This is a genomic window from Amycolatopsis sp. NPDC006125, from assembly GCF_040614195.1.
GTDB classification, from domain to species: domain Bacteria; phylum Actinomycetota; class Actinomycetes; order Mycobacteriales; family Pseudonocardiaceae; genus Amycolatopsis_E; species Amycolatopsis_E tucumanensis.
Genome location: NZ_JBEXTZ010000092.1, coordinates 1 through 17721, shown reverse-complemented (window position 1 = coordinate 17721; position 17721 = coordinate 1). Strand labels below are relative to the sequence as shown.

Genomic DNA, 17721 nt, shown 5'->3' with positions numbered 1-17721 from the left:
GTTCTCATTACCCTAGGTGCCCGGTGGGCCGGGCAGCAAGGAGGCGTGCGTTGGAGCTGACGCGGTTCCGTCGTGAGGTCGCGGACTGGCTGGCGGACAACCTGACCGGTGAGTTCGCGGCGCTGCGTGGGCTGGGCGGGCCGGGGCGGGAGCACGAGGCGTTCGAGCTGCGGCTGGCGTGGGAGCGGCACCTGGCGGCGGCGGGGTGGACGTGCGTGGGCTGGCCGAGCGAGTTCGGTGGGCGCGGGTTGTCGCTGGAGGAGCAGGTCGCCTTTCACGAGGAGTACGCGGCCTCGGGGGCGCCGGCGCGGGTCAATCACATCGGGGAGCAGTTGCTGGGGCCGACGTTGATCGCGTTCGGCACGCCGGAGCAGCGGACGCGGTTCCTGCCGAAGATCGTGGCGGTGGAGGAGCTGTGGTGCCAGGGCTACTCCGAGCCCGGGGCCGGGTCGGATCTGGCGGCGGTGTCGACCTCGGCGGAGCTGCGCGAGGGCGAGTGGGTGGTCAACGGGCAGAAGATCTGGACGTCGCTGGCGCATGTGGCGGACTGGTGTTTCGTGCTGGCCCGCACCGAGCGGGGGTCCCAGCGCCACCGTGGGCTGTCGTACTTGCTGGTGCCGTTGCGGCAGGACGGGGTGACGGTGCGGCCGATCCAGCAGCTGACCGGGACCTCGGAGTTCAACGAGGTGTTCTTCGACGACGCCCGTACCCCCGCTGGCATGGTGGTCGGTGAGCCGGGTGAGGGGTGGCGGATCGCGATGGCCACCCTCGGGTTCGAGCGCGGGGTGTCGACGCTGGGCCAGCAGATCGGGTTCCGCCGCGAGCTGGACGGTATCGAGGCGGAGGCCAAGCGGCTCGGGACCTGGGAGGATCCGCTGCTGCGGGCCGATCTGGAGCGCGCCCGGATGGGCCTGCGGGTGCTGCGCGCCCACGCTCTGCGGACCCTGGGTCAGGCCGCGGGGCCGGAGGTCGCGGTCGGCAAGCTGATGTGGGCGCAGTGGCACCGCCGCCTCGGCGAACTCGCGGTGCGGGCGCGGGGGGCGCGGTCGCTGGTCGCCGACGGCGAGCTGGACGAGTGGCAGCGGCTGTTCCTGTTCACCCGCGCCGACACCATCTACGGCGGCTCGGACGAGATCGAACGCAACATCATCGCCGAGCGGGTGCTCGGCCTGCCCAAGGAGGCCCGGTGATCCCCCACTACCCGCCCGGACACCACCTGCTGGAGGACAAGGTCGTGGTGGTGACCGCCGCCGCGGGCACCGGCATCGGCTCCGCGGTGGCGAAACGCTGCCTGGAAGAAGGCGCCAACGTGGTGATCAGCGACTGGCACGAACGCCGCCTGGCGGAGAAGGCCGCCGAGCTGGCCGAACTGGGCAAGGTCCACGCGATCACCTGCGACGTCACCGACGAAACCCAGGTGCAGGGTTTGGTGGCGGGGGCGGTGGGACAGTTCGGCCGGATCGACGTGATGATCAACAACGCGGGCCTCGGCGGGACCCGCTCGGTGCTGGAGATGACCGACGAGGAGTGGTCCCGGGTCCTCGACATCACGCTGACCGGCACCTTCCGCTGCACCCGCGCCGTGCTGCGGCAGTTCGTCGAGCAGGGCGGTGGCGGGGCGATCGTCAACAACGCGTCGGTGATCGGGTGGCGGGCGCAGGCCGGGCAGGCCCACTACGCCGCCGCGAAAGCCGGGGTAATGGCGTTGACCCGGTGTTCCGCGCTGGACGCCGCCGAGCACGGGGTGCGCATCAACGCGGTGGCGCCGAGTTTGGCGATGCACCCGTTCCTGGCGAAGGTCACCAGCGACGAGCTGCTGCAGGAGTTGCAGGGCCGGGAAGCGTTCGGCCGCGCCGCCGAACCCTGGGAAGTCGCCAACGTGATGGTCTTCCTCGCCAGCGACTACGCCAGCTACATGACCGGTGAAGTCGTGTCCGTGTCCAGCCAGCACCCCTAGGGAGTCGTTGTGCCTGAAGCCTTTCTCCTCGACGCCGTGCGCACCCCCGTCGGCAGGCGTGGCGGTGCGTTGTCCGGGTGGCACTCCGCCGACCTGGCCGCGCACATCATCCGGGCGGTGGTTTCGCGGGCCGGGGTGGACCCGGACCTCGTCGACGACGTGATCCTCGGCTGCACCGACACCCTCGGACCCCAATCCGGCAACATCGCCCGCACGGCGTGGCTCGCGGCGGGGTTCCCGGACCACGTGCCGGGGGTGACCGTGGACCGGCAGTGCGGGTCCAGCCAGCAGGCCGTGCACTTCGCCGCCCAAGCCGTGCTCTCTGGGACCCAGGACCTCGTGCTCGCGGGCGGGGTGCAGAACATGAGCCGCATCCCGATCAGCGCCGCGATGCTCGCCGGGCGGGAGTACGGTTTCGACGACCCGTTCTCCGGCTCCAAGGGCTGGCAGGAGCGCTACGGCAGCGTCGAGGTGTCGCAGTTCCGCAGCGCCGACATGATCGCCGAACACTGGGACATCACCCGCGAGGCCATGGAAGCCTATGCACTGCGCAGTCATCAGCGCGCGATCGAGGCCATCGACTCCGGACGGTTCGCCGCGGAGATCGCCGCCGTGGACGGCTTCTCGGTGGACGAAGGCCCACGCCGGGACACCAGCCTCGAACGCATGCAGGGACTCAAGCCACTCTCCGAAGGCTCCCGGCTCACCGCTGCGGTGGCGAGCCAGATCTCCGACGGCGCCAGCGCCGCGTTGCTCGCCTCCGAAAAGTTCGTGCAAGAACACGGGCTCACTCCCCGCGCCCGCATCCACCACATCTCCGTGCGCGCCGCGGATCCCGTCTGGATGCTCACCGGCCCCATCCCCGCCACCGCCCACGCCCTCCGCAAGGCGGGGCTCACCGTGGACGACATCGACCTCTTCGAAGTGAACGAGGCCTTCGCCAGCGTGGTGCTGGCGTGGCTCGACGAAACCGGCGCCGACCCCGCGCGGGTGAACGTCAACGGCGGGGGCATCGCCCTCGGACATCCGATCGGCGCGACCGGCACGAAGCTGCTGGCCACCCTCCTGCACGAACTGGAGCGCCGCAACGGCCGCTACGGCCTGCAAACCATGTGCGAAGGCGGCGGAACCGCCAACGTGACGATCATCGAACGGTTGTGACCGGACGGGAGGCGCACCGCGCCTCCCCTCAACCACCCAGCCGCTGAAGTATCTCCTCGGCCTGCGTGACGGTGGTGTCGATGATGTCAGCCACCGTCGGCAGGTCGTCGATCATTCCGACGACTTGGCCGGACGCCAGGACACCCGCGTCGGTGCGGCCTTCGACCAGGCCGGCGCGCAGCAGCATCGGGGTGTTGGCGGCCATGATGATCTGGCTCCACGTCATCTCGTTGCCGTGTTTCATCGCCAGGCCCTCGCGGATCATGGCGGGCGGGGAGAGGCCGGTGAGCTTGCGGAATCGGAGGGCGTTGCGGGCCGCCTGCAGTGTGCCCCGCACCCGGCCGGTGTCTTCCAGCTTCTCGACCAGCTCGGTGCGCAACACGCGGTGCGGCAGCCCGTCGACGCGCCGTGTCACGACGGTGCCGGTGAGGTTCTGCGCGAGGTAGACCCGCTTGACCTCCTCCGGCACGGTGCTTTCCTTGCTCAGCAGGAACCGCGTGCCCATCGCGACACCCGCGGCGCCGTAGGCGAGTGCGGCGGCGAGTCCGCGTCCGTCGAAGAACCCGCCCGCCGCGACGACGGGGATGTCGACCGCGTCGAGCACCGACGGCAGCAGCAGCGTCGTCGCCACTCCCCCGGTGTGCCCGCCACCCTCGCCGCCCTGGACGATCACGGCATCCGCGCCCCAGGCGGCGACCTTCTCGGCGTGCCGGGCCGCTCCGATGGAGGGGATCACCACGATGCCGTGATCGCGGAGCTTGGCGATCATCTCCTTGCGCGGCGCCAGCGCGAAGGACGCGACTTTGACGCCCTCGCGGATCAGCAGATCGACCCGCTCCCCCGCATCGGTGGCGTCGGCACGGAGGTTCACCCCGAAAGGCCGGTCGGTGCGCTGCTTGACCTCCGCGACGGCGGCTTTCAGTTCCGGGTAGGTCATGGTGGCCGAGGCGAGGATGCCGAGTCCGCCGGCTTCGGCGGTGGCGGAGACGAGGCGAGGGCCGGCGACCCAGCCCATTCCGGTCTGCACGACCGGGTGCCGCACTCCGACCAGGCGGGTGAGGGCGGTGTCCAGGGTCATGACGGGACTTCCTTGTCCCGCAGGCCCTTCGGGTCCAGCTCGCGGATCAGCCGCAGCTCCGCGTCAGTGGGCTCGCGGCTCACGCCTGCCCCGGACAGGTCGATTTCGAAACCGCTCGCCGCCGCGACCTCCTCGGGGGTGACACCGGGGTGCAGCGAGACGGCGCGCATCGAATGATCCGGGGTGGCGAAGTCGAACACACCGAGGTTGGTCACCACTCGGTGCACGTCGTGGTACTTCAGTCCGGCTTTGGCGGCGTTGTCGTAGCCCACGCCCGACACGATGTCCACGGACTCGACGAACACGCGGGGACTGTGGCGTGGCACCCAGTAGCTCGTGCGGTGGTTCGCGGTGTTGCCCGGCGCGCCCCGCACCCCGAGCAGCTGCTTCGTCGGGCGGGCGTGGTCGCCGATGGCGGAGATGTTCTGGTTGCCGAACCGGTCGATCTGGTTGGCGCCCATCACCACGTGCCGCCGCCCGTGCGGGACGATCGTCTCCAGCATTTTGCGGAACGGCTGCCAGCCCTCCACATTGCCCTCGACATCGATCAGATACGCCTCGCCATCGGAAAGCAGCAAGTCGGGTTCGAAGGTCAGGCGGGCGAGTTTCGCGCCCAGCGACGGGATGTAGCCCATCGGGCTGGCCACGATCTCCCCGTCACCGCGGAACAGTTCGGCCACCGCCACCACGGCGATCTCGGCCCTGGTCGCGCTCATGCCGCCGCCTCGAATCGATCCACCTCGGACAAGTACCGTGCCTCGTCGCCGGACAGGAACCGGTCCACGAACCCCGGCCACGCGTCCAGATCTTTCGCACACGCCACGTAGTGCTTCTGGAACCGCTCGTCCCGGCCGTAGTCGGGCACCGCGGTGGTGAAATGCGCACCCCGCGGGGCCTCCACCACACCGTCCACGCAGCCGCGGTTGAGCAGCAACGACTGCACCGGCCCACCCAGCTCCGCCGTCTCCACCACCTTCTCCACCGACACGAACCGCTTCTTCGCCGCCAGGCAGAACAGGTCGTCGAAGTACGGATCCGGGCCGAGATACTGGGCGTTACCCCGCGCATCGGCGCGGTTCAAATGCACGAGGGCAATGTCGAGCTCCTGCGCCGGGACTGCCACCAGTTCTTCTCCGTCGGGGTAGGGCGAACGGACCGTGCGCAACTCGGGATTGACCCGCATGACCTCCGAGCCCAAACCGGCCCGCAGCGGCAGGAACGGCAACCGCTGCGCGGCGGCCGACAGGGCGGCAGCGAACATGCCCTCGTCGTATTCGGTCACCTCGATCGCGCCCGTTTCGCGGGCGCGGCCGAACCACGGGTCGAACGGGATCGAGTCCAGCGTGACGAACCCGAACACCACCCGCTTGACTTTCCCGGCCGCGCACAACAAGCCCACATCCGGGCCGCCGTACGACACCACCGTGAGATCACGAACGGGCGTACGCAACAGCGCCCGGACCAGCGCCATCGGTTTGCGCCGCGAACCCCAGCCGCCGATGCCGATCGTCATGCCGTCCCGGACTTCCGCCGCGACCTCGTCGGCAGTCATGCGCTTATCGGCCATTGAGGAACTCCTCCCGAGCCTCATCCGAGGTGCCCAGCAGGTTCAGCTCGAAGGTGAACCCCTGCTCGAACCGGTAACTGCGGTGCACGTGCTGGGTGTCGATACCGTTCAACGCCTCCTTCGCAGCCCGGATCACCCGCGGATCCTTCGCCGCGATGTCCCGCGCCACCGCCAAGGCGCTCTCATCCAGCTGTTCACGCGGCACCACCTGGTACACCGAGCCGAACGAGTGCAGCTCGGCGGCGGTGATGGTGCGCGCCGTGAAGTACAGGGTGCGCATCAGGTGCTGCGGCACCAGCCGCGCCAGGTGTGTGGCCGCGCCCAGGGCACCCCGCTCCACCTCCGGCACCCCGAACGTGGCGTCCTCGGACGCGATCACGACATCGGCGTTGCCGACCAGGCCGATCCCACCACCCAGGCAGAACCCGTGCACCGCCGCCACCACCGGCACCGCGCAGTCATACACCGCACCAAAAGCCGCGTAGCAGCCCTTGTTCGCGCCCACGAGTGCCTCGTAGCCCGCGGTGCGCTGGATCTCCTTGATGTCCACCCCGGCGTTGAACCCGCGGCCCTCCGCCCGCAGCACCACCACGTGCACATCCGGATCCTCCCCCGCGGCACGCACAGCGGCAGCGAGGTCGAACCAGCCCTGCACCGGCAACGCATTGACCGGCGGGAAATCCACCGTGACGATCTCGACGTGACCGTCGCGTTTGGTCAGAATCGGCATCAGGACGCTCCATAAACGGGTTCGGGCGCGGGCGCCTCGGCGATCAGCTTCTCCACCACCGGACCCAACTCCCCCGGCTCCCACCGGGCACCCTTGTCCACGAACGGGCCGTGCCGCCACGCCTGCGCCAGCGACACCTTCCCGCCCTCCACCTCGAACACCCGCCCCGTCACACCGGCCGATTCGACGCTGCCGAGCCACACCACCAGCGGCGAAACGTTCTCCGGCGCCATCGCATCGAACCCCTCGTCGGGCCGGGCCATCGAGGCGGCGAACACCTCCTCGGTCATTCGGGTCCGGGCTGAGGGGGCGATCGCGTTCACTGTCACGCCATACCGGGCCAGCTCCGCCGCAGCGACGACGGTCAAGCCAGAGATCCCCGCTTTCGCGGCCGAATAGTTGGACTGCCCGACACTGCCCAACAAGCCCGCACCGGAACTGGTGTTGATCACCCGCGCGTTCGGCATCCGACCGGCCTTAGCCTCCGCGCGCCAGTACTCCGCGGCATGCCGCAACGGCGCGAAGTGACCCTTGAGGTGCACGCGGATCACCGCGTCCCACTCCTCCTCGCCGAGGTTGACCAGCATCCGGTCCCGCACGAAACCCGCGTTGTTCACCAGCACGTCGAGCCGCCCGAACTGCTCCAGCGCCGTGCCGATCAACGCCCGCGCTCCGGCCCAGTCGGCGACGTCGTCGGTGTTGGCGACCGCCTTTCCGCCCAGCGCCTCAATTTCCGCCACCACCTGGGCGGCCGGACCGTCCCCGGTCGCGGAACCATCGAGGGCCACACCGACGTCGTTGACCACCACCCGCGCGCCCTCGCCCGCGAACGCCAGCGCGTGCGCCCGCCCGATCCCGCGGCCGGCGCCGGTCACGATCACCACCCGGTCCTGGCACAGAGTCATGAACCCTCCCGATCGACATCCGCGGCCGCCTGGAACGCGGGCACCTCACCACCGCCGTGCACCTTCAACGTCGCACCCGAGACGTAGGAAGCCAGCGGCGAAGCCAAAAACGCCGCACACCGGCCGACCTCTTCCGGCTCGGCCAGCCGCCCCAACGGCACCGTCTTCCCCACCGCTGCCACGTCGCTGCCGTAGTGCAGATGCGCCTGCTCGGTGCGCACCAACCCGACATCCAGCGCGTTGACCCGCACCTTCGGCGCCCACTCCACCGCCAAACTCGCGGTGAGGTTGTCCAGCCCCGCCTTCGCCGCCCCATACGCGGCCGTCCCCGGCGACGGGCGGGTCGCGGACACGCTGGAGATCATCACGATCGACCCGCCACCGTCCTGACGCTGCATCACCGCATTCGCCTGCTGCGCCACCAGCAACGGCGCCAGCAAGTTCAACTGCACGATCTTGTCGTGAAACCGCGGCGACGCCTCCGCAGCCGAGGCAAACGGACTGCCACCCGCGTTGTTCACCACCACATCCAGACGACCGTGCTCGTCCACGATCCGGCCGATCAGCGCCGACACCTGATCCGGATCACGCACATCGCAGGCGATGAACTGGCCCGCCGGTTCCTCCGGCTCGCGCCGGGCGCAGGTCACGACGTGCGCGCCGCAGTCCTGGAACACCCGCGTGATGCCGCGGCCCACGCCACGCACCCCACCGGTCACCAGGACCACGGCGCCGGCCAGGCCCAGATCGCTCTCCACACCCCCAAAACTAGAACATGTTCTCGTCAGGGACAAGGTCGCTGGTCTGGGCGCCGGTCACGCCGCACGAGAACTGGTTTCCACGCGGGTGCGGACCGCCCAGCGAGTCGCCGGGACCGTCCCCAGCCCGGCGGCGAGGAACACCCCGGCGAGCACGAACCAGCCGGGACGGCCCCAGGTGCCGACGAGCAGCGTCATCAGCGCCGGGCTCAGCATCTGCGCGCCGGCCTGAGCCGTGGCGGCCAGGCCCTGGTAGCGGCCGGTCGCGCCGGGCGGCGTCAGGTCGAGGGTGAGCGCCCACTTCGCAGCGATGAACCACAGCTCGCCCGCCAGGTGGGCGGCCGCGGCGAGCAGCACCAGGCCGACGGCGATGGCGCCGCTGCCGCCACCCGTCGCGGCGAACAGCAGGCAGGCCAGCGCGAGGGCGGCGCCCGACCAGACCGCCCGCGCGGCGCCGCGGCGCGGACCGGTGCAGCCGCGGCTCGCGACAACCTGCAGGAGCGCGACGCCGAGCGAGTTGACGATGACGACCACGCCCGCCAGCCCGGCGGGCAGGTGCGTGTCGCGGACCAGCCACAGCGGGAGCGCGGTCGAAACCAGGCCCCAGCACAGCGAAAGCAGGCCGGTCGTCGAGACGACCGCGAGGAACGCGGGATCGGCGAGCACGGTTCGCGGCTTGCGTGCCAGCGCGGCCGGCCGCACCCTCGGCACACGGGTGAGCAGCGCGGCGTAGGCCAGCGAGGTGAGCGCGTTGACCGCGATCAGGACGTGGAACGCGGCCGGGCTGCCCAGCGTCAGGCAGGCCGCTCCCGCCGCCGCGCCGACGGTGTAGCCGAGGTGGCTGGCGACCCGCTGCCGGGCCAGGTGCGCCACGCGGGTCTCCTCGTCGGCCAGCTGCGCGACGTAGGCGGTGCGGACCCCGGCGGTGGCGCGGTCGGCGGCCGTGTTGACGACCGCGACGGCCAGGAACACCGCGACGTGGTGGGCGAACACGAACGCGGCCATCGACACGCCCTCGACCGCGATCAGGGCGATCAGCAGCTCCCGCGGCCCGAGCCGGTCGGCCAGCGCGCCGACCGGTGTGGCCGCGAGCAGGCCCGCGCCGCCCGCGAGCATCAGCCCGAGGCCGACGACCGGGGCAGGCAGCCCGGCGACGGACGTGAAGTAGACCGCCCAGGTCGTGTACCACGCGCCGCCGCCGGCCGTGGTGACCAGCACGCCGAGCGCCAGCACCCGGAACGGGCCGGGCGGCGGGATCTGCTCGTGCCAGTAGCGACGCATCACATAGACCTATCACGTATCCGTGAAACGTGAAAGTCGATGGTAGAGTCTGGGGCGTGACCTCCCTCGGATGGACCAGCGCCGAGCAGCCGGTGGTGGCGACGGTGACCGGGCTGGCGCGCGAGCTGGCCGACCCGATCCGGCTGACCGTGCTGCAGCTGCTCGCGCACGAGGGGCCGCACGGGATGACCCAGCTGGCGGACGTGCTCGGCGTGAGCCCGGCGCGCCTGGGCAACCACCTGGCGAAGCTGCGGCAGGCCGGGCTGGTGGTGACGTCGCAGAGCGGGCGGCACGTCACCTACCGGCTGAAGGACCCCGCGATCACCGCGGTGCTGGACGCGCTGGCCGACTACGCGGGCGGCGCGCTCCCGCTGCCCGGACCGGCCGCGCCCCCGGAGCGGCTGTGCTACGACCACGCGGCCGGGCGGCTCGGGGTGGCCGTGCTGGACCACCTGCTGGCCGAGGACGCGCTCCGCCGCCGGGCCGACACCGACGAGCTGGAGCTCGGCCCGCGGGCGGCGGAGGTGCTGGCGCGGCTGAGCATCGACGCGGACTCGCTGACGGCGGGCCGCCGCAAGACGGCGACGAGCTGCCTGGACCGCACGCTGCGCCGTCCGCACCTGGGAGGAGCCCTCGGACACGCGATCCTGACCCGGCTGCGCACCGAGGGCCTGGTGGAGGTCGACGCGGACGGCCGAACGCTGACCCTCCGCCCCGACGCGGGTGAGCGGCTCAGCGATCTGCTGCCGGGGCTGGTGCTCGACCACTGACCGGGACCTCGCCCTACCTGGCGGCCGCGGAGCGGCCACCCCACTCGCCGCGTCGTGCAGAGCGGCAGCCGCAGGCCCAGCGGCCGACGGCTGGATCCCGGCACCCGGCGTGGAGGCCGGGTGCCGGGCCTGCGATCCCCGCGGCCTCGCCAACCTCAGGGCGCGATCGTCAGCGCGGCGATCCGCTCCCCGCGCAGCCGGAACCGGTAGCGCAGATCCACCTCCCCACCAGGAAAGTTCCCGGTCACGTGTTGCGTCACCGTCCACTCCCCCGCCGAGTGGGACGCCCCCGTCAGCGTGGCCGTGTACTGGTACTCCGTGGCCGCGCGGCGCAGCCACCTGTCGATCTCTTCCGTTCCGCGGTACGTCCGGCCGTCGTCGGTGACCACGGCGTCAGGGGTGAAGCCCGCGGCGCTCGGGGCGTCCAGGTAGTCGCGGATCGCCTGTGGCAGTTCGGTCATCGTTCTCCTCCTCAGACGGTCGGCACCGTGCCGCCGTCGATCGTGTGTTCCGCGCCCGTGATGGCGGCCGCCCGGCCGGACACCAGGAACGCCACCAGCTCGGCGACCTCCTCCGGCAGCGTCGGCCGTCCCAGCGGGATGCCGCCGAGCGCGGCCGTCAGCCGGTCCCACGCGGTCCGCTCGTCGACGCCGTCGGCCTCGGCCAGGCGCGCGACCAGGGCATCCGCCGCGGAGGTGCGGATCGCGCCCGGCGACACCACGTTCACCCGCACCCCGCGCGGCGCCAGCTCCTTCGCCAGCCCCTTGCTGTACGTGGTGAGCGCGGCCTTCGCGGCCGCGTACCCGAGCGTCGCCTCGAACAGCGGCAGCCGCCGCTGGATGGACGACACGTGCACGACCGCCCCGCCCGCCGCCACGTCCGGCAGCAGCGCCCGGTCCAGGCGCACCGCGGCCAGCAGGTTGAGGTCGAGCTCGTCCTGCCAGTGCCGGTCGGTCAGCGCCGCGAACCCGCCACCCGGCGCGGACGACCCGCCCACGGTGTGCACCAGGATGTCCAGCGCCCCGAACCGGTCGCGCACCTCCCGCACCACCGTCTCGACCCCGCCGGGCGCCGTGACGTCGGCGGCGACGAACGGGCCGTCGGCGTGGTCCGGGCGGGTGCGGGCGGTGGCCAGGACATCGGCGCCGGCGGCACGCAACCGGGCGACGACGGCCGCGCCGGTGCCCCGCCCGCCGCCGGTCACCAGGGCGCGCCGCCCCTCCAGAGATTCGTTCATGCCCGGCACACTCCGCCGTGACGGCGCGGGAGGGTCAAGCGCTGGACCCTCCCCCGGGGAGAGGGTGCAGAATCCGCTGGTGCTGACCATCGGCGAGTTCGCCAGGCTGACCCACCTGAGCATCCGCACGCTGCGCCGCTACCACGACGCCGGGCTGCTCGAACCCGCCCGCGTCGACCCGGCCACCGGCTACCGCTACTACGACGCGGCGCAGATCCCGGCCGCGCAGGTGATCCACCGGCTGCGGGAGCTCGACGTGCCGCTGCTCGAGGTGCGCCGCATCCTCGGCAGCCCCGACCCGGAAGCCCGCGCACTGCTGGTCGGCGAGCACCTGCGGCGGCTCGAGGACCAGCTGGAACGCACCCGCGCGGCGGTCACGTCGCTGCGCAGGCTGCTCACGCCCGAGCCCGGCGAGCTGGCGGTCGAGCTGCGCCGGACCCCGGCCACGACGGTCGCGGCCGTCGAGGGCACCGTCGCCGAGGCGGACGTGCTCGCCTGGTACGCGGGCGCGATGGCCGAGCTGGACGCGGTGGTGCCCGACCCGGCCGGCCCGCCCGGCGGCCTGTACGACAACGAGCTGTTCACCCACGGCCGCGGCCGGATGGTGGTCTACCTGCCGGTCGCCGAACCACCCGCACCGGCCGGGCGGGTGCGGCCGGTGACGCTGCCCGCCGCGGAACTCGCGGTCGCCACCCACCCGGGCGACCACGACACGATCGACGTCACCTACGGCGAGCTCGGCCGCTGGGTGGTGGACCACGCGCTCGCCGTGGCCGGCCCGGTGCGCGAGGTCTACCTCAGCGGCCCCAGGGACACCGCCGACCCGGCGGCGTGGCGGACCGAGATCGGCTGGCCGGTCTTCCGCGTCGCACCGGCCTGAGGAGTCCACAAGGGACGTGGCGCGGAATACTGGACCGGCACGCGGGGTTGACCCGGTGCAAGCCGGACTACTCGGTGAGAGGTGATGCGAGATGCGGACGTTCGTGCTGGCCGGCGGGTGCTTCTGGTGCCTGGACGCGGTCTACCGGACGCTGCGCGGGGTGCAGGACGTGGTGTCCGGCTACACCGGCGGCGACACGGCCCAGCCGTCGTACGAGCAGGTGTGCACCGGGCGGACCGGGCACGCGGAGGCGGTCGCGGTGACGTTCGACGAGACGGTCATCCCGGCCGAGGTCATCCTCGACGTGTTCTTCACCCTGCACGACCCGCGGCAGCTCAACCGCCAGGGCGCCGACGTCGGCACCCAGTACCGCTCGGCGATGTTCTACGCCGACGACGCGCAGCGCGCCGAGTTCGAAGCGGCCATCAAGCGCGCGGCGGACTGGTGGGACGGCGAGATCGTGACCACCCTGGAGCCGCTGGGCGAGTTCTACCGGGCCGAGGAGTACCACCAGGACTTCTTCGCCAAGAACCCCGGCCAGGGCTACTGCCTCGCGGTCGCACTGCCGAAGGTGAACAAGGTGCGCAAGTCCTTCGCGCAGTACGTCGCCTGACCTCAGCGTTCGACGAACGCGGCCAGCTTGGCCAGCGCCATCCGGGTCCCGGTCTCGTTGTCCTGCGGGGCGACCGAGGCCGGGACCCCGTCGTGCCGGATGACCACCTTCGTGCCCCCTTCGGCGTCGGTCAGGGTGGTCGTCATGGTCATCGTGCCCTGGGACGCCGGGTCGGGGCTGTCGAACTCGATCACCTCGACCACGCGCCGCCCCGGCTCGAGCACCGCGAAGTGACCGGTGTAGGTGTCGGTGGCGCCGCCGGACTTGCCGGCGCGGCCGGGGTCGTCGTAGACCAGCGACACCCGGAACCGCCCGCCCACGCGGGCGTCGAACTCGTGCACCCTGGCCGTCATCCCGTCCGGCACCCGCCAGGTCGCGATCGCCTCGCCGTCGACCAGGGCGCGGTAGACCTCCCGGCGCGGTGCGCGCACGAACCCGGAAACGCTCGTCGAAGTCATGACGACACCCTGGCGCGGCGGCCGGCGGGTGTCCAGCCTCCCGGCATCTCGTCCCAGGTGCGGCCGTCGAGGAGCCGCCCGCCCGCGTTGCGGGTCCGGCCGCCCACTGCTTGAACAGGAACGGGATCCCCGCGGCGGCACACCGGTCCCGCACCGGCCGGACCCACTCGGCCGCGCGTGCGGCCCCGGCTTGCCACCGGCGTAGACCCAGTCGAGCCCCGTCAGGTCCAGGTCCGGCGGCGGGCCGAGCAGCGGCTGCAGGGACAGGAACCGAACCGCGGCCGGGGTTTCGCGTGCTGGCGCGGCTCGCGCCGGAGCCGCTGCCGCACGTCTGGTGGGGCGTGACGATCGAGAGCGACGAGCAGGCCGGGCGCGCCGACCGCTCCTCCTCGGGCACGCGGGGTTGGAACAGGTCGGTCATCGAGCCGGTGAACACCAGCCGGGGCGCTCGCCGGCGCGACGGGACCGCCAGCCGCCCCGGGGCGCGGGGTGACGGCGAAACCCGGTCCGCTGGTGCGGGGATCGCCGTCGCGGGTGTGGGCGGGGCTGCCCATGGCCCGCAGCCGCCGCGCGAAGGCCATCGCGTAGCAGTTGTCGCATCCGGAGCTGACCCGATCGCAGCCGGTGCCCGGGTTCCACGTCGCGGTCTCGATGGTGCCGTCCCGCATCCTTCCATTGAACCCCCGACGCGAGGACTCTGGGGATTCCACGGCCGCGACGGCAAAGGAGCCAGCCATGTTCGCCAACGCAGACGAAGTCCTGCGCTACATCGCCGACGAGAACGTGGAGTTCGTCGACGTCCGGTTCTGCGACCTGCCCGGCATCATGCAGCACTTCACGGTGCCCGCCGCGGCCTTCGACGCCGACGCCTTCGAAGAGGGGATCGCCTTCGACGGCTCGTCCGTGCGCGGGTTCCAGTCGATCCACGAGTCGGACATGCTGCTGCTGCCCGACCCCTACACGGCGCGCGTCGACCCGTTCCGCACGGAGAAGACGCTGTTGATGAACTTCTTCGTGCACGACCCGTTCACCCGCGAGTCCTACAGCCGCGACCCGCGCAACATCGCCCGCAAGGCCGAGGAGTACATCAGCGAGTCGACCATCGCCGACCGCGCGTTCTTCGGACCGGAGGCGGAGTTCTACATCTTCGACTCGGTGCGCTTCGGCAACGTGGAGAACACCGCGTTCTACGAGGTCGACTCGGTGGAGGGCTGGTGGAACACCGGCCGCGACGAGGAACACGGCAACCTCGGCTACAAGACCCCGTTCAAGGCGGGCTACTTCCCGGTGTCGCCGCGCGACCACTTCGCCGACCTGCGCGACCAGATGGTGCGCAACCTGGCCGGCGTGGGCATCGAAGTGGAGAAGGCGCACCACGAGGTCGGCAGCGGCGGGCAGGCCGAGATCAACTACCGGTTCAACACGCTGCTGCACGCGGCCGACGACCTGCAGCTGTTCAAGTACGTCGTGAAGAACACGGCCTGGGAGCAGGGCAAAACGGTGACCTTCATGCCGAAGCCGCTGTACAACGACAACGGCTCGGGCATGCACTGCCACCAGTCGCTGTGGGACGACAATGGCCCGCTGTTCTACGACGAGGCGGGTTACGGCGGGCTGTCCGACCTGGCGCGGCACTACGTCGGCGGGATCCTGCACCACGCGCCGAGCCTGCTCGCGTTCACCAACCCGACGGCGAACTCCTACCACCGGCTGGTGCCGGGCTTCGAGGCGCCGATCAACCTGGTGTACTCGCAGCGGAACCGGTCGGCGTGCGTGCGCATCCCGGTGACCGGCTCGTCGCCGAAGGCCAAGCGGATCGAATTCCGCTGCCCGGACTCCTCAGGCAATCCGTACCTGGCGTTCTCCGCGATGCTGATGGCCGGGCTGGACGGGGTGCGCAACAAGCTGGAGCCGCCGTCGCCGATCGACAAGGACCTGTACGAGCTGCCGCCCGAGGAGGCGCGGGACGTGGCGCAGGTGCCCGCGTCGCTGGAGGCGGTGATCGACCGGCTCGAAGCCGATCACGAGTTCCTCCTCGCGGGCGGCGTCTTCACCGAGGACGTGATCGAGACGTGGATCGACTTCAAGCGCGAAACGGAGATCGACCCGCTGCGGCTGCGGCCGCACCCGTACGAATTCGCGCTCACCTACGACGTGTAGGTGTTGACCGCCGCGCGGCAGGGGCGGACCATGACCTCTCCCGGGTCTGAAAAGGAGCGGGAAATGACTTTCGTACAGGTCATCGAGTACAAGACCGAGCACCCGGAACAGATGAACGACATGATGGACCGCTGGCTGGCGGAGACGCGGGGCAAGCGGACCGCCACGCACGCGGTGCTGATGAGCGACCGGGAACGCCCCGGCACCTACATGGAGTTCGTCGAGTTCCCGTCCTATGAGGACGCCATGCGCAACTCGTCCCTGCCGGAGACGGACCGGTTCGCGAAGGAGATGATGGCCCTCTGCGAGGGCGACCCGGTGTTCCACAACCTGGAAGTGATGCGCGACGAGCGCCTCTGAGCGCCGCGCTCGCGACTCCGCGCGGACCGGCTCCCCGCCGGTCACGAACGCCTCCCGCGGGTGCTGCACCGACGCCGGCGAAAGGATGTCCCGCCCGAACAGCGCCGCGGTCAGCCAGACCGCCAGCACCCGCACCTTGCGTTCCCAGCTGGGCACGGCCGGCACGTGGTAGCCACGGTGCATGAGCCACGCCGGCAGCCCGGTGACGACGATCCGCCGGTACTGGAAGATGCCGCGGCCGAGGCCGAGCGTGGCGATCGCGCCGAGGCTGTGGTGCACGTACGGCTTCGGCGGGCGGCCGCGCAGCGTGGCGATGATGTCGCGCGCCAGGAGTTTGCCCTGCCGGTACGCGTGCTGCGCGTTGGGCACCGTCCGGGCGCCCGGCACGGGCGAGGCCGGCACCGCGGCGTCGTCACCGGCCGCCCACGCGTCCGGCACCGGCGCCGCCTCCGCGCCGGCCCGCAGGTCCGGCCGCACGACGATCAGGCCGCGCTCGTCCACCGGCAGGTCGGTGTGCCTGCCGGTGCCCGGGTTCGCGCCGTCGCCCGCGGTCCAGACGATCAGCTCCGAGTCGAACTCCTCGCCGCTGGACAACACGACGTGCCCGCCGACCGCCGAGGTGACCTGTTCAGGTGCACGCGCGCGCCGCGCTGCTCGAGGCCGGGTTGTGACGACCGGAGCGGCCCTGGTGCCGCGGATCACGTCAGCGGGACTGGAGCCAGTCGCGGTAGCGGGTGCCGTCTCGTCGGTGACCACCCGGCGGCCGTCGCCGGTCGCGGCGAGCGTGATGTGGCCCAGTTCGTCGGGCGGGACGACCTCGGGGCAGCCGACCTCGCGGGCGCCGCCCAGCGGGGCTTCGGTCGCGGCCTCGGCGACCGCGGCGGCGACCTCGGCAGAGCTGATCGGCTGGATCGGCGTGGACGGCAGGCGCACCGCCTGGTCGAGCCCCTCCTCGGTGAGCAGGTCGACGCCGGTGGCCCGCGAGTGCCCGGTGGCGTCGTGGCCCGCGGCGACGAGCCGGTCGACGACCTGGGAGCCGATGAGGCCGGTGCCGATGACCGCGATCTTCATGGGGCACTCGCGCCTGGCCGAGCTGCCCGGGGTGTCCGGACGTACCTGGCGAAGCAGCTGCAGTCGTTGTCCCGCGCGGGCTGGTCCACTCGGTGTGTTCGAGGCGGACAAGGCGTGGCGGGCCGCGCCGCGGCAGGTGTCGGTGGCCGACCTGGGCCGCATGGCCGGCACCGACTACGACGGCGACGCGCTGGGCCAGGTCGGGAAGTGGCTCAGCAAACCGTCCTAACCGGACTGCCAGTGCCAGCCCGAGCGGCGCAGCGCGTCGGCGCGGGCCAGGACGCTTTCCAGGCGCGCGGCGGATTCGGCCTTGTCCCAGTACCGGTCGGCGGCCGTGGTCTGGGCGTCGTGCTTGCGGTAGAGCACGCTCGGCTCGGCGATGAACTCCCCCGACGCCACCGCCTCGGCCGCCAGCAGCAGCCCGACGGTCTCCGCGCCGGTCAGCGCCGGCCAGCCGCCCAGCGCGCGCACCAGGTCCGTGTGCGCCGCGAACGTGTTGGCCTGCACGGACAACCGGTCGTCGAGCTGTTCGGCGTAGAACCGGCCCGGCGGGACCGGCCCGGGCGGCGGGTCGCAGGGTCCGGGCCGCGTCGAGCCGTCCGGCAGCAGGTCGACGCACGCCGAGGTGCACCACGCCATCCGGCCCAGCGCCTCGATGTCCCTGGCCAGCGCGCCGGGCAGCAGCACGTCGTCGGCGTCCAGGGTGCGCACCACCGAGCCGGTCGCCCGCGCCAG

The 17721-nt window shown here is 71.8% G+C and carries 18 protein-coding genes and 3 pseudogenes; 8 read left to right on the top strand and 13 right to left on the bottom strand.

Annotated elements, in window-relative coordinates; translation table 11 throughout:
- Positions 1-50: 50 nt before the first annotated feature.
- From ABZ193_RS34020 to ABZ193_RS34010, 3 genes are read left to right on the top strand one after another with little or no spacing between them, the layout of a single operon-like run.
- Positions 51-1190, top strand: a complete 1140-nt coding sequence (locus tag ABZ193_RS34020) for an acyl-CoA dehydrogenase family protein (protein ID WP_354712760.1) — start codon at positions 51-53, stop codon at positions 1188-1190.
- Positions 1187-1957, top strand: coding sequence for an SDR family oxidoreductase (locus tag ABZ193_RS34015; protein ID WP_354712759.1), 771 nt, complete (start codon positions 1187-1189; stop codon positions 1955-1957). The genes ABZ193_RS34020 and ABZ193_RS34015 overlap by 4 nt, the downstream gene beginning before the upstream one ends.
- A 9-nt stretch (positions 1958-1966) precedes the next feature.
- Entirely contained in the window at positions 1967-3118 is a 1152-nt protein-coding gene (locus tag ABZ193_RS34010) for an acetyl-CoA C-acetyltransferase (RefSeq protein ID WP_354712758.1), read from the top strand.
- 28 nt (positions 3119-3146) lie between these two features.
- Here ABZ193_RS34010 and ABZ193_RS34005 read toward each other — a convergent pair whose 3' ends face one another.
- From ABZ193_RS34005 to ABZ193_RS33975, 7 genes are read right to left on the bottom strand one after another with little or no spacing between them, the layout of a single operon-like run.
- On the bottom strand, positions 3147-4190 hold the full coding sequence (locus ABZ193_RS34005; protein ID WP_354712772.1) for a nitronate monooxygenase: 1044 nt from the start codon (positions 4188-4190) through the stop codon (positions 3147-3149).
- Positions 4191-4192: 2 nt separating this feature from the next.
- A complete protein-coding gene (locus tag ABZ193_RS34000) occupies positions 4193-4912 on the bottom strand; it encodes a CoA-transferase (RefSeq protein WP_354712757.1) in 720 nt (239 codons plus the stop codon).
- Entirely contained in the window at positions 4909-5763 is an 855-nt protein-coding gene (locus tag ABZ193_RS33995; RefSeq protein ID WP_354712771.1) for a CoA-transferase, read from the bottom strand. The genes ABZ193_RS34000 and ABZ193_RS33995 overlap by 4 nt, the downstream gene beginning before the upstream one ends.
- Positions 5753-6493: an enoyl-CoA hydratase family protein gene (locus ABZ193_RS33990; RefSeq protein ID WP_354712756.1), complete on the bottom strand. Its 741-nt coding sequence runs from the start codon at positions 6491-6493 to the stop codon at positions 5753-5755. Before ABZ193_RS33990 ends, ABZ193_RS33995 begins: the two co-directional genes overlap by 11 nt.
- Complete coding sequence (locus tag ABZ193_RS33985) at positions 6493-7398, bottom strand: SDR family oxidoreductase (RefSeq protein ID WP_354712755.1); 906 nt, start codon at positions 7396-7398, stop codon at positions 6493-6495. The genes ABZ193_RS33990 and ABZ193_RS33985 overlap by 1 nt, the downstream gene beginning before the upstream one ends.
- A complete protein-coding gene (locus ABZ193_RS33980) occupies positions 7395-8156 on the bottom strand; it encodes an SDR family oxidoreductase (protein ID WP_354712754.1) in 762 nt (253 codons plus the stop codon). Before ABZ193_RS33980 ends, ABZ193_RS33985 begins: the two co-directional genes overlap by 4 nt.
- A 57-nt stretch (positions 8157-8213) precedes the next feature.
- Complete coding sequence (locus ABZ193_RS33975) at positions 8214-9437, bottom strand: MFS transporter (protein ID WP_354712753.1); 1224 nt, start codon at positions 9435-9437, stop codon at positions 8214-8216.
- A gap of 56 nt (positions 9438-9493) precedes the next feature.
- Here ABZ193_RS33975 and ABZ193_RS33970 point away from each other — a divergent pair, with 56 nt between their 5' ends.
- Entirely contained in the window at positions 9494-10207 is a 714-nt protein-coding gene (locus tag ABZ193_RS33970; RefSeq protein WP_354712752.1) for a metalloregulator ArsR/SmtB family transcription factor, read from the top strand.
- A gap of 155 nt (positions 10208-10362) precedes the next feature.
- Here the strand turns inward: ABZ193_RS33970 and ABZ193_RS33965 are convergent, their stop codons facing one another.
- Positions 10363-10668 carry a nuclear transport factor 2 family protein gene (locus ABZ193_RS33965; protein WP_354712751.1) on the bottom strand — a complete coding sequence of 102 codons (306 nt, stop codon included), beginning with the start codon at positions 10666-10668 and terminating at the stop codon, positions 10363-10365.
- A gap of 11 nt (positions 10669-10679) precedes the next feature.
- Positions 10680-11444, bottom strand: a complete 765-nt coding sequence (locus tag ABZ193_RS33960; protein ID WP_354712750.1) for an SDR family oxidoreductase — start codon at positions 11442-11444, stop codon at positions 10680-10682.
- A gap of 64 nt (positions 11445-11508) precedes the next feature.
- Here ABZ193_RS33960 and ABZ193_RS33955 point away from each other — a divergent pair, with 64 nt between their 5' ends.
- Both ABZ193_RS33955 and msrA read left to right on the top strand, forming a co-directional pair.
- Positions 11509-12324, top strand: a complete 816-nt coding sequence (locus ABZ193_RS33955; RefSeq protein ID WP_354712749.1) for a MerR family transcriptional regulator — start codon at positions 11509-11511, stop codon at positions 12322-12324.
- 91 nt (positions 12325-12415) lie between these two features.
- Positions 12416-12937 carry a peptide-methionine (S)-S-oxide reductase MsrA gene (gene msrA / locus ABZ193_RS33950; protein ID WP_020419923.1) on the top strand — a complete coding sequence of 174 codons (522 nt, stop codon included), beginning with the start codon at positions 12416-12418 and terminating at the stop codon, positions 12935-12937.
- Between the two features lie 2 nt (positions 12938-12939).
- On the opposite strand, the gene ABZ193_RS33945 is transcribed toward msrA, so the two are convergent.
- Together ABZ193_RS33945 and ABZ193_RS33940 are read right to left on the bottom strand one after the other, a co-directional pair.
- The gene (locus tag ABZ193_RS33945; protein ID WP_354712748.1) at positions 12940-13395 is read right to left on the bottom strand and encodes an SRPBCC domain-containing protein; all 456 of its coding nucleotides are present in this window, start codon (positions 13393-13395) and stop codon (positions 12940-12942) included.
- Positions 13396-13943: 548 nt separating this feature from the next.
- Positions 13944-14063: pseudogene (locus ABZ193_RS33940) on the bottom strand (DUF5131 family protein); the annotation flags it as partial.
- Positions 14064-14130: 67 nt separating this feature from the next.
- Between ABZ193_RS33940 and glnA the strand changes: the two are divergent.
- Together glnA and ABZ193_RS33930 are read left to right on the top strand one after the other, a co-directional pair.
- The gene (glnA, locus tag ABZ193_RS33935) at positions 14131-15555 is read left to right on the top strand and encodes a type I glutamate--ammonia ligase (protein WP_354712747.1); all 1425 of its coding nucleotides are present in this window, start codon (positions 14131-14133) and stop codon (positions 15553-15555) included.
- 63 nt (positions 15556-15618) lie between these two features.
- A complete protein-coding gene (locus tag ABZ193_RS33930) occupies positions 15619-15915 on the top strand; it encodes a hypothetical protein (protein WP_020419927.1) in 297 nt (98 codons plus the stop codon).
- 396 nt (positions 15916-16311) lie between these two features.
- On the opposite strand, the pseudogene ABZ193_RS33925 reads toward ABZ193_RS33930, so the two are convergent.
- Both ABZ193_RS33925 and ABZ193_RS33920 read right to left on the bottom strand, forming a co-directional pair.
- Positions 16312-16986: pseudogene (locus ABZ193_RS33925) on the bottom strand (hypothetical protein); the annotation flags it as partial.
- A 225-nt stretch (positions 16987-17211) separates the two neighbouring features.
- Positions 17212-17721 (bottom strand): annotated as a pseudogene (locus tag ABZ193_RS33920) (glycosyltransferase family 2 protein); the annotation flags it as partial.

Excerpts from the sequence above, each read along its gene's own strand:
- ABZ193_RS33990 (WP_354712756.1), bottom strand. The coding sequence starts at position 6,493 with ATGCCGATTCTGACCAAACGCGACGGTCACGTCGAGATCGTCACGGTG.
- msrA (WP_020419923.1), top strand. The coding sequence starts at position 12,416 with ATGCGGACGTTCGTGCTGGCCGGCGGGTGCTTCTGGTGCCTGGACGCG.
- ABZ193_RS33975 (WP_354712753.1), bottom strand. The coding sequence starts at position 9,437 with ATGCGTCGCTACTGGCACGAGCAGATCCCGCCGCCCGGCCCGTTCCGG.
- glnA (WP_354712747.1), top strand. The coding sequence starts at position 14,131 with ATGTTCGCCAACGCAGACGAAGTCCTGCGCTACATCGCCGACGAGAAC.
- ABZ193_RS33960 (WP_354712750.1), bottom strand. The coding sequence starts at position 11,444 with ATGAACGAATCTCTGGAGGGGCGGCGCGCCCTGGTGACCGGCGGCGGG.
- ABZ193_RS33995 (WP_354712771.1), bottom strand. The coding sequence starts at position 5,763 with ATGGCCGATAAGCGCATGACTGCCGACGAGGTCGCGGCGGAAGTCCGG.
- ABZ193_RS33965 (WP_354712751.1), bottom strand. The coding sequence starts at position 10,668 with ATGACCGAACTGCCACAGGCGATCCGCGACTACCTGGACGCCCCGAGC.
- ABZ193_RS34000 (WP_354712757.1), bottom strand. The coding sequence starts at position 4,912 with ATGAGCGCGACCAGGGCCGAGATCGCCGTGGTGGCGGTGGCCGAACTG.
- ABZ193_RS33985 (WP_354712755.1), bottom strand. The coding sequence starts at position 7,398 with ATGACTCTGTGCCAGGACCGGGTGGTGATCGTGACCGGCGCCGGCCGC.
- ABZ193_RS33930 (WP_020419927.1), top strand. The coding sequence starts at position 15,619 with ATGACTTTCGTACAGGTCATCGAGTACAAGACCGAGCACCCGGAACAG.
- ABZ193_RS33945 (WP_354712748.1), bottom strand. The coding sequence starts at position 13,395 with ATGACTTCGACGAGCGTTTCCGGGTTCGTGCGCGCACCGCGCCGGGAG.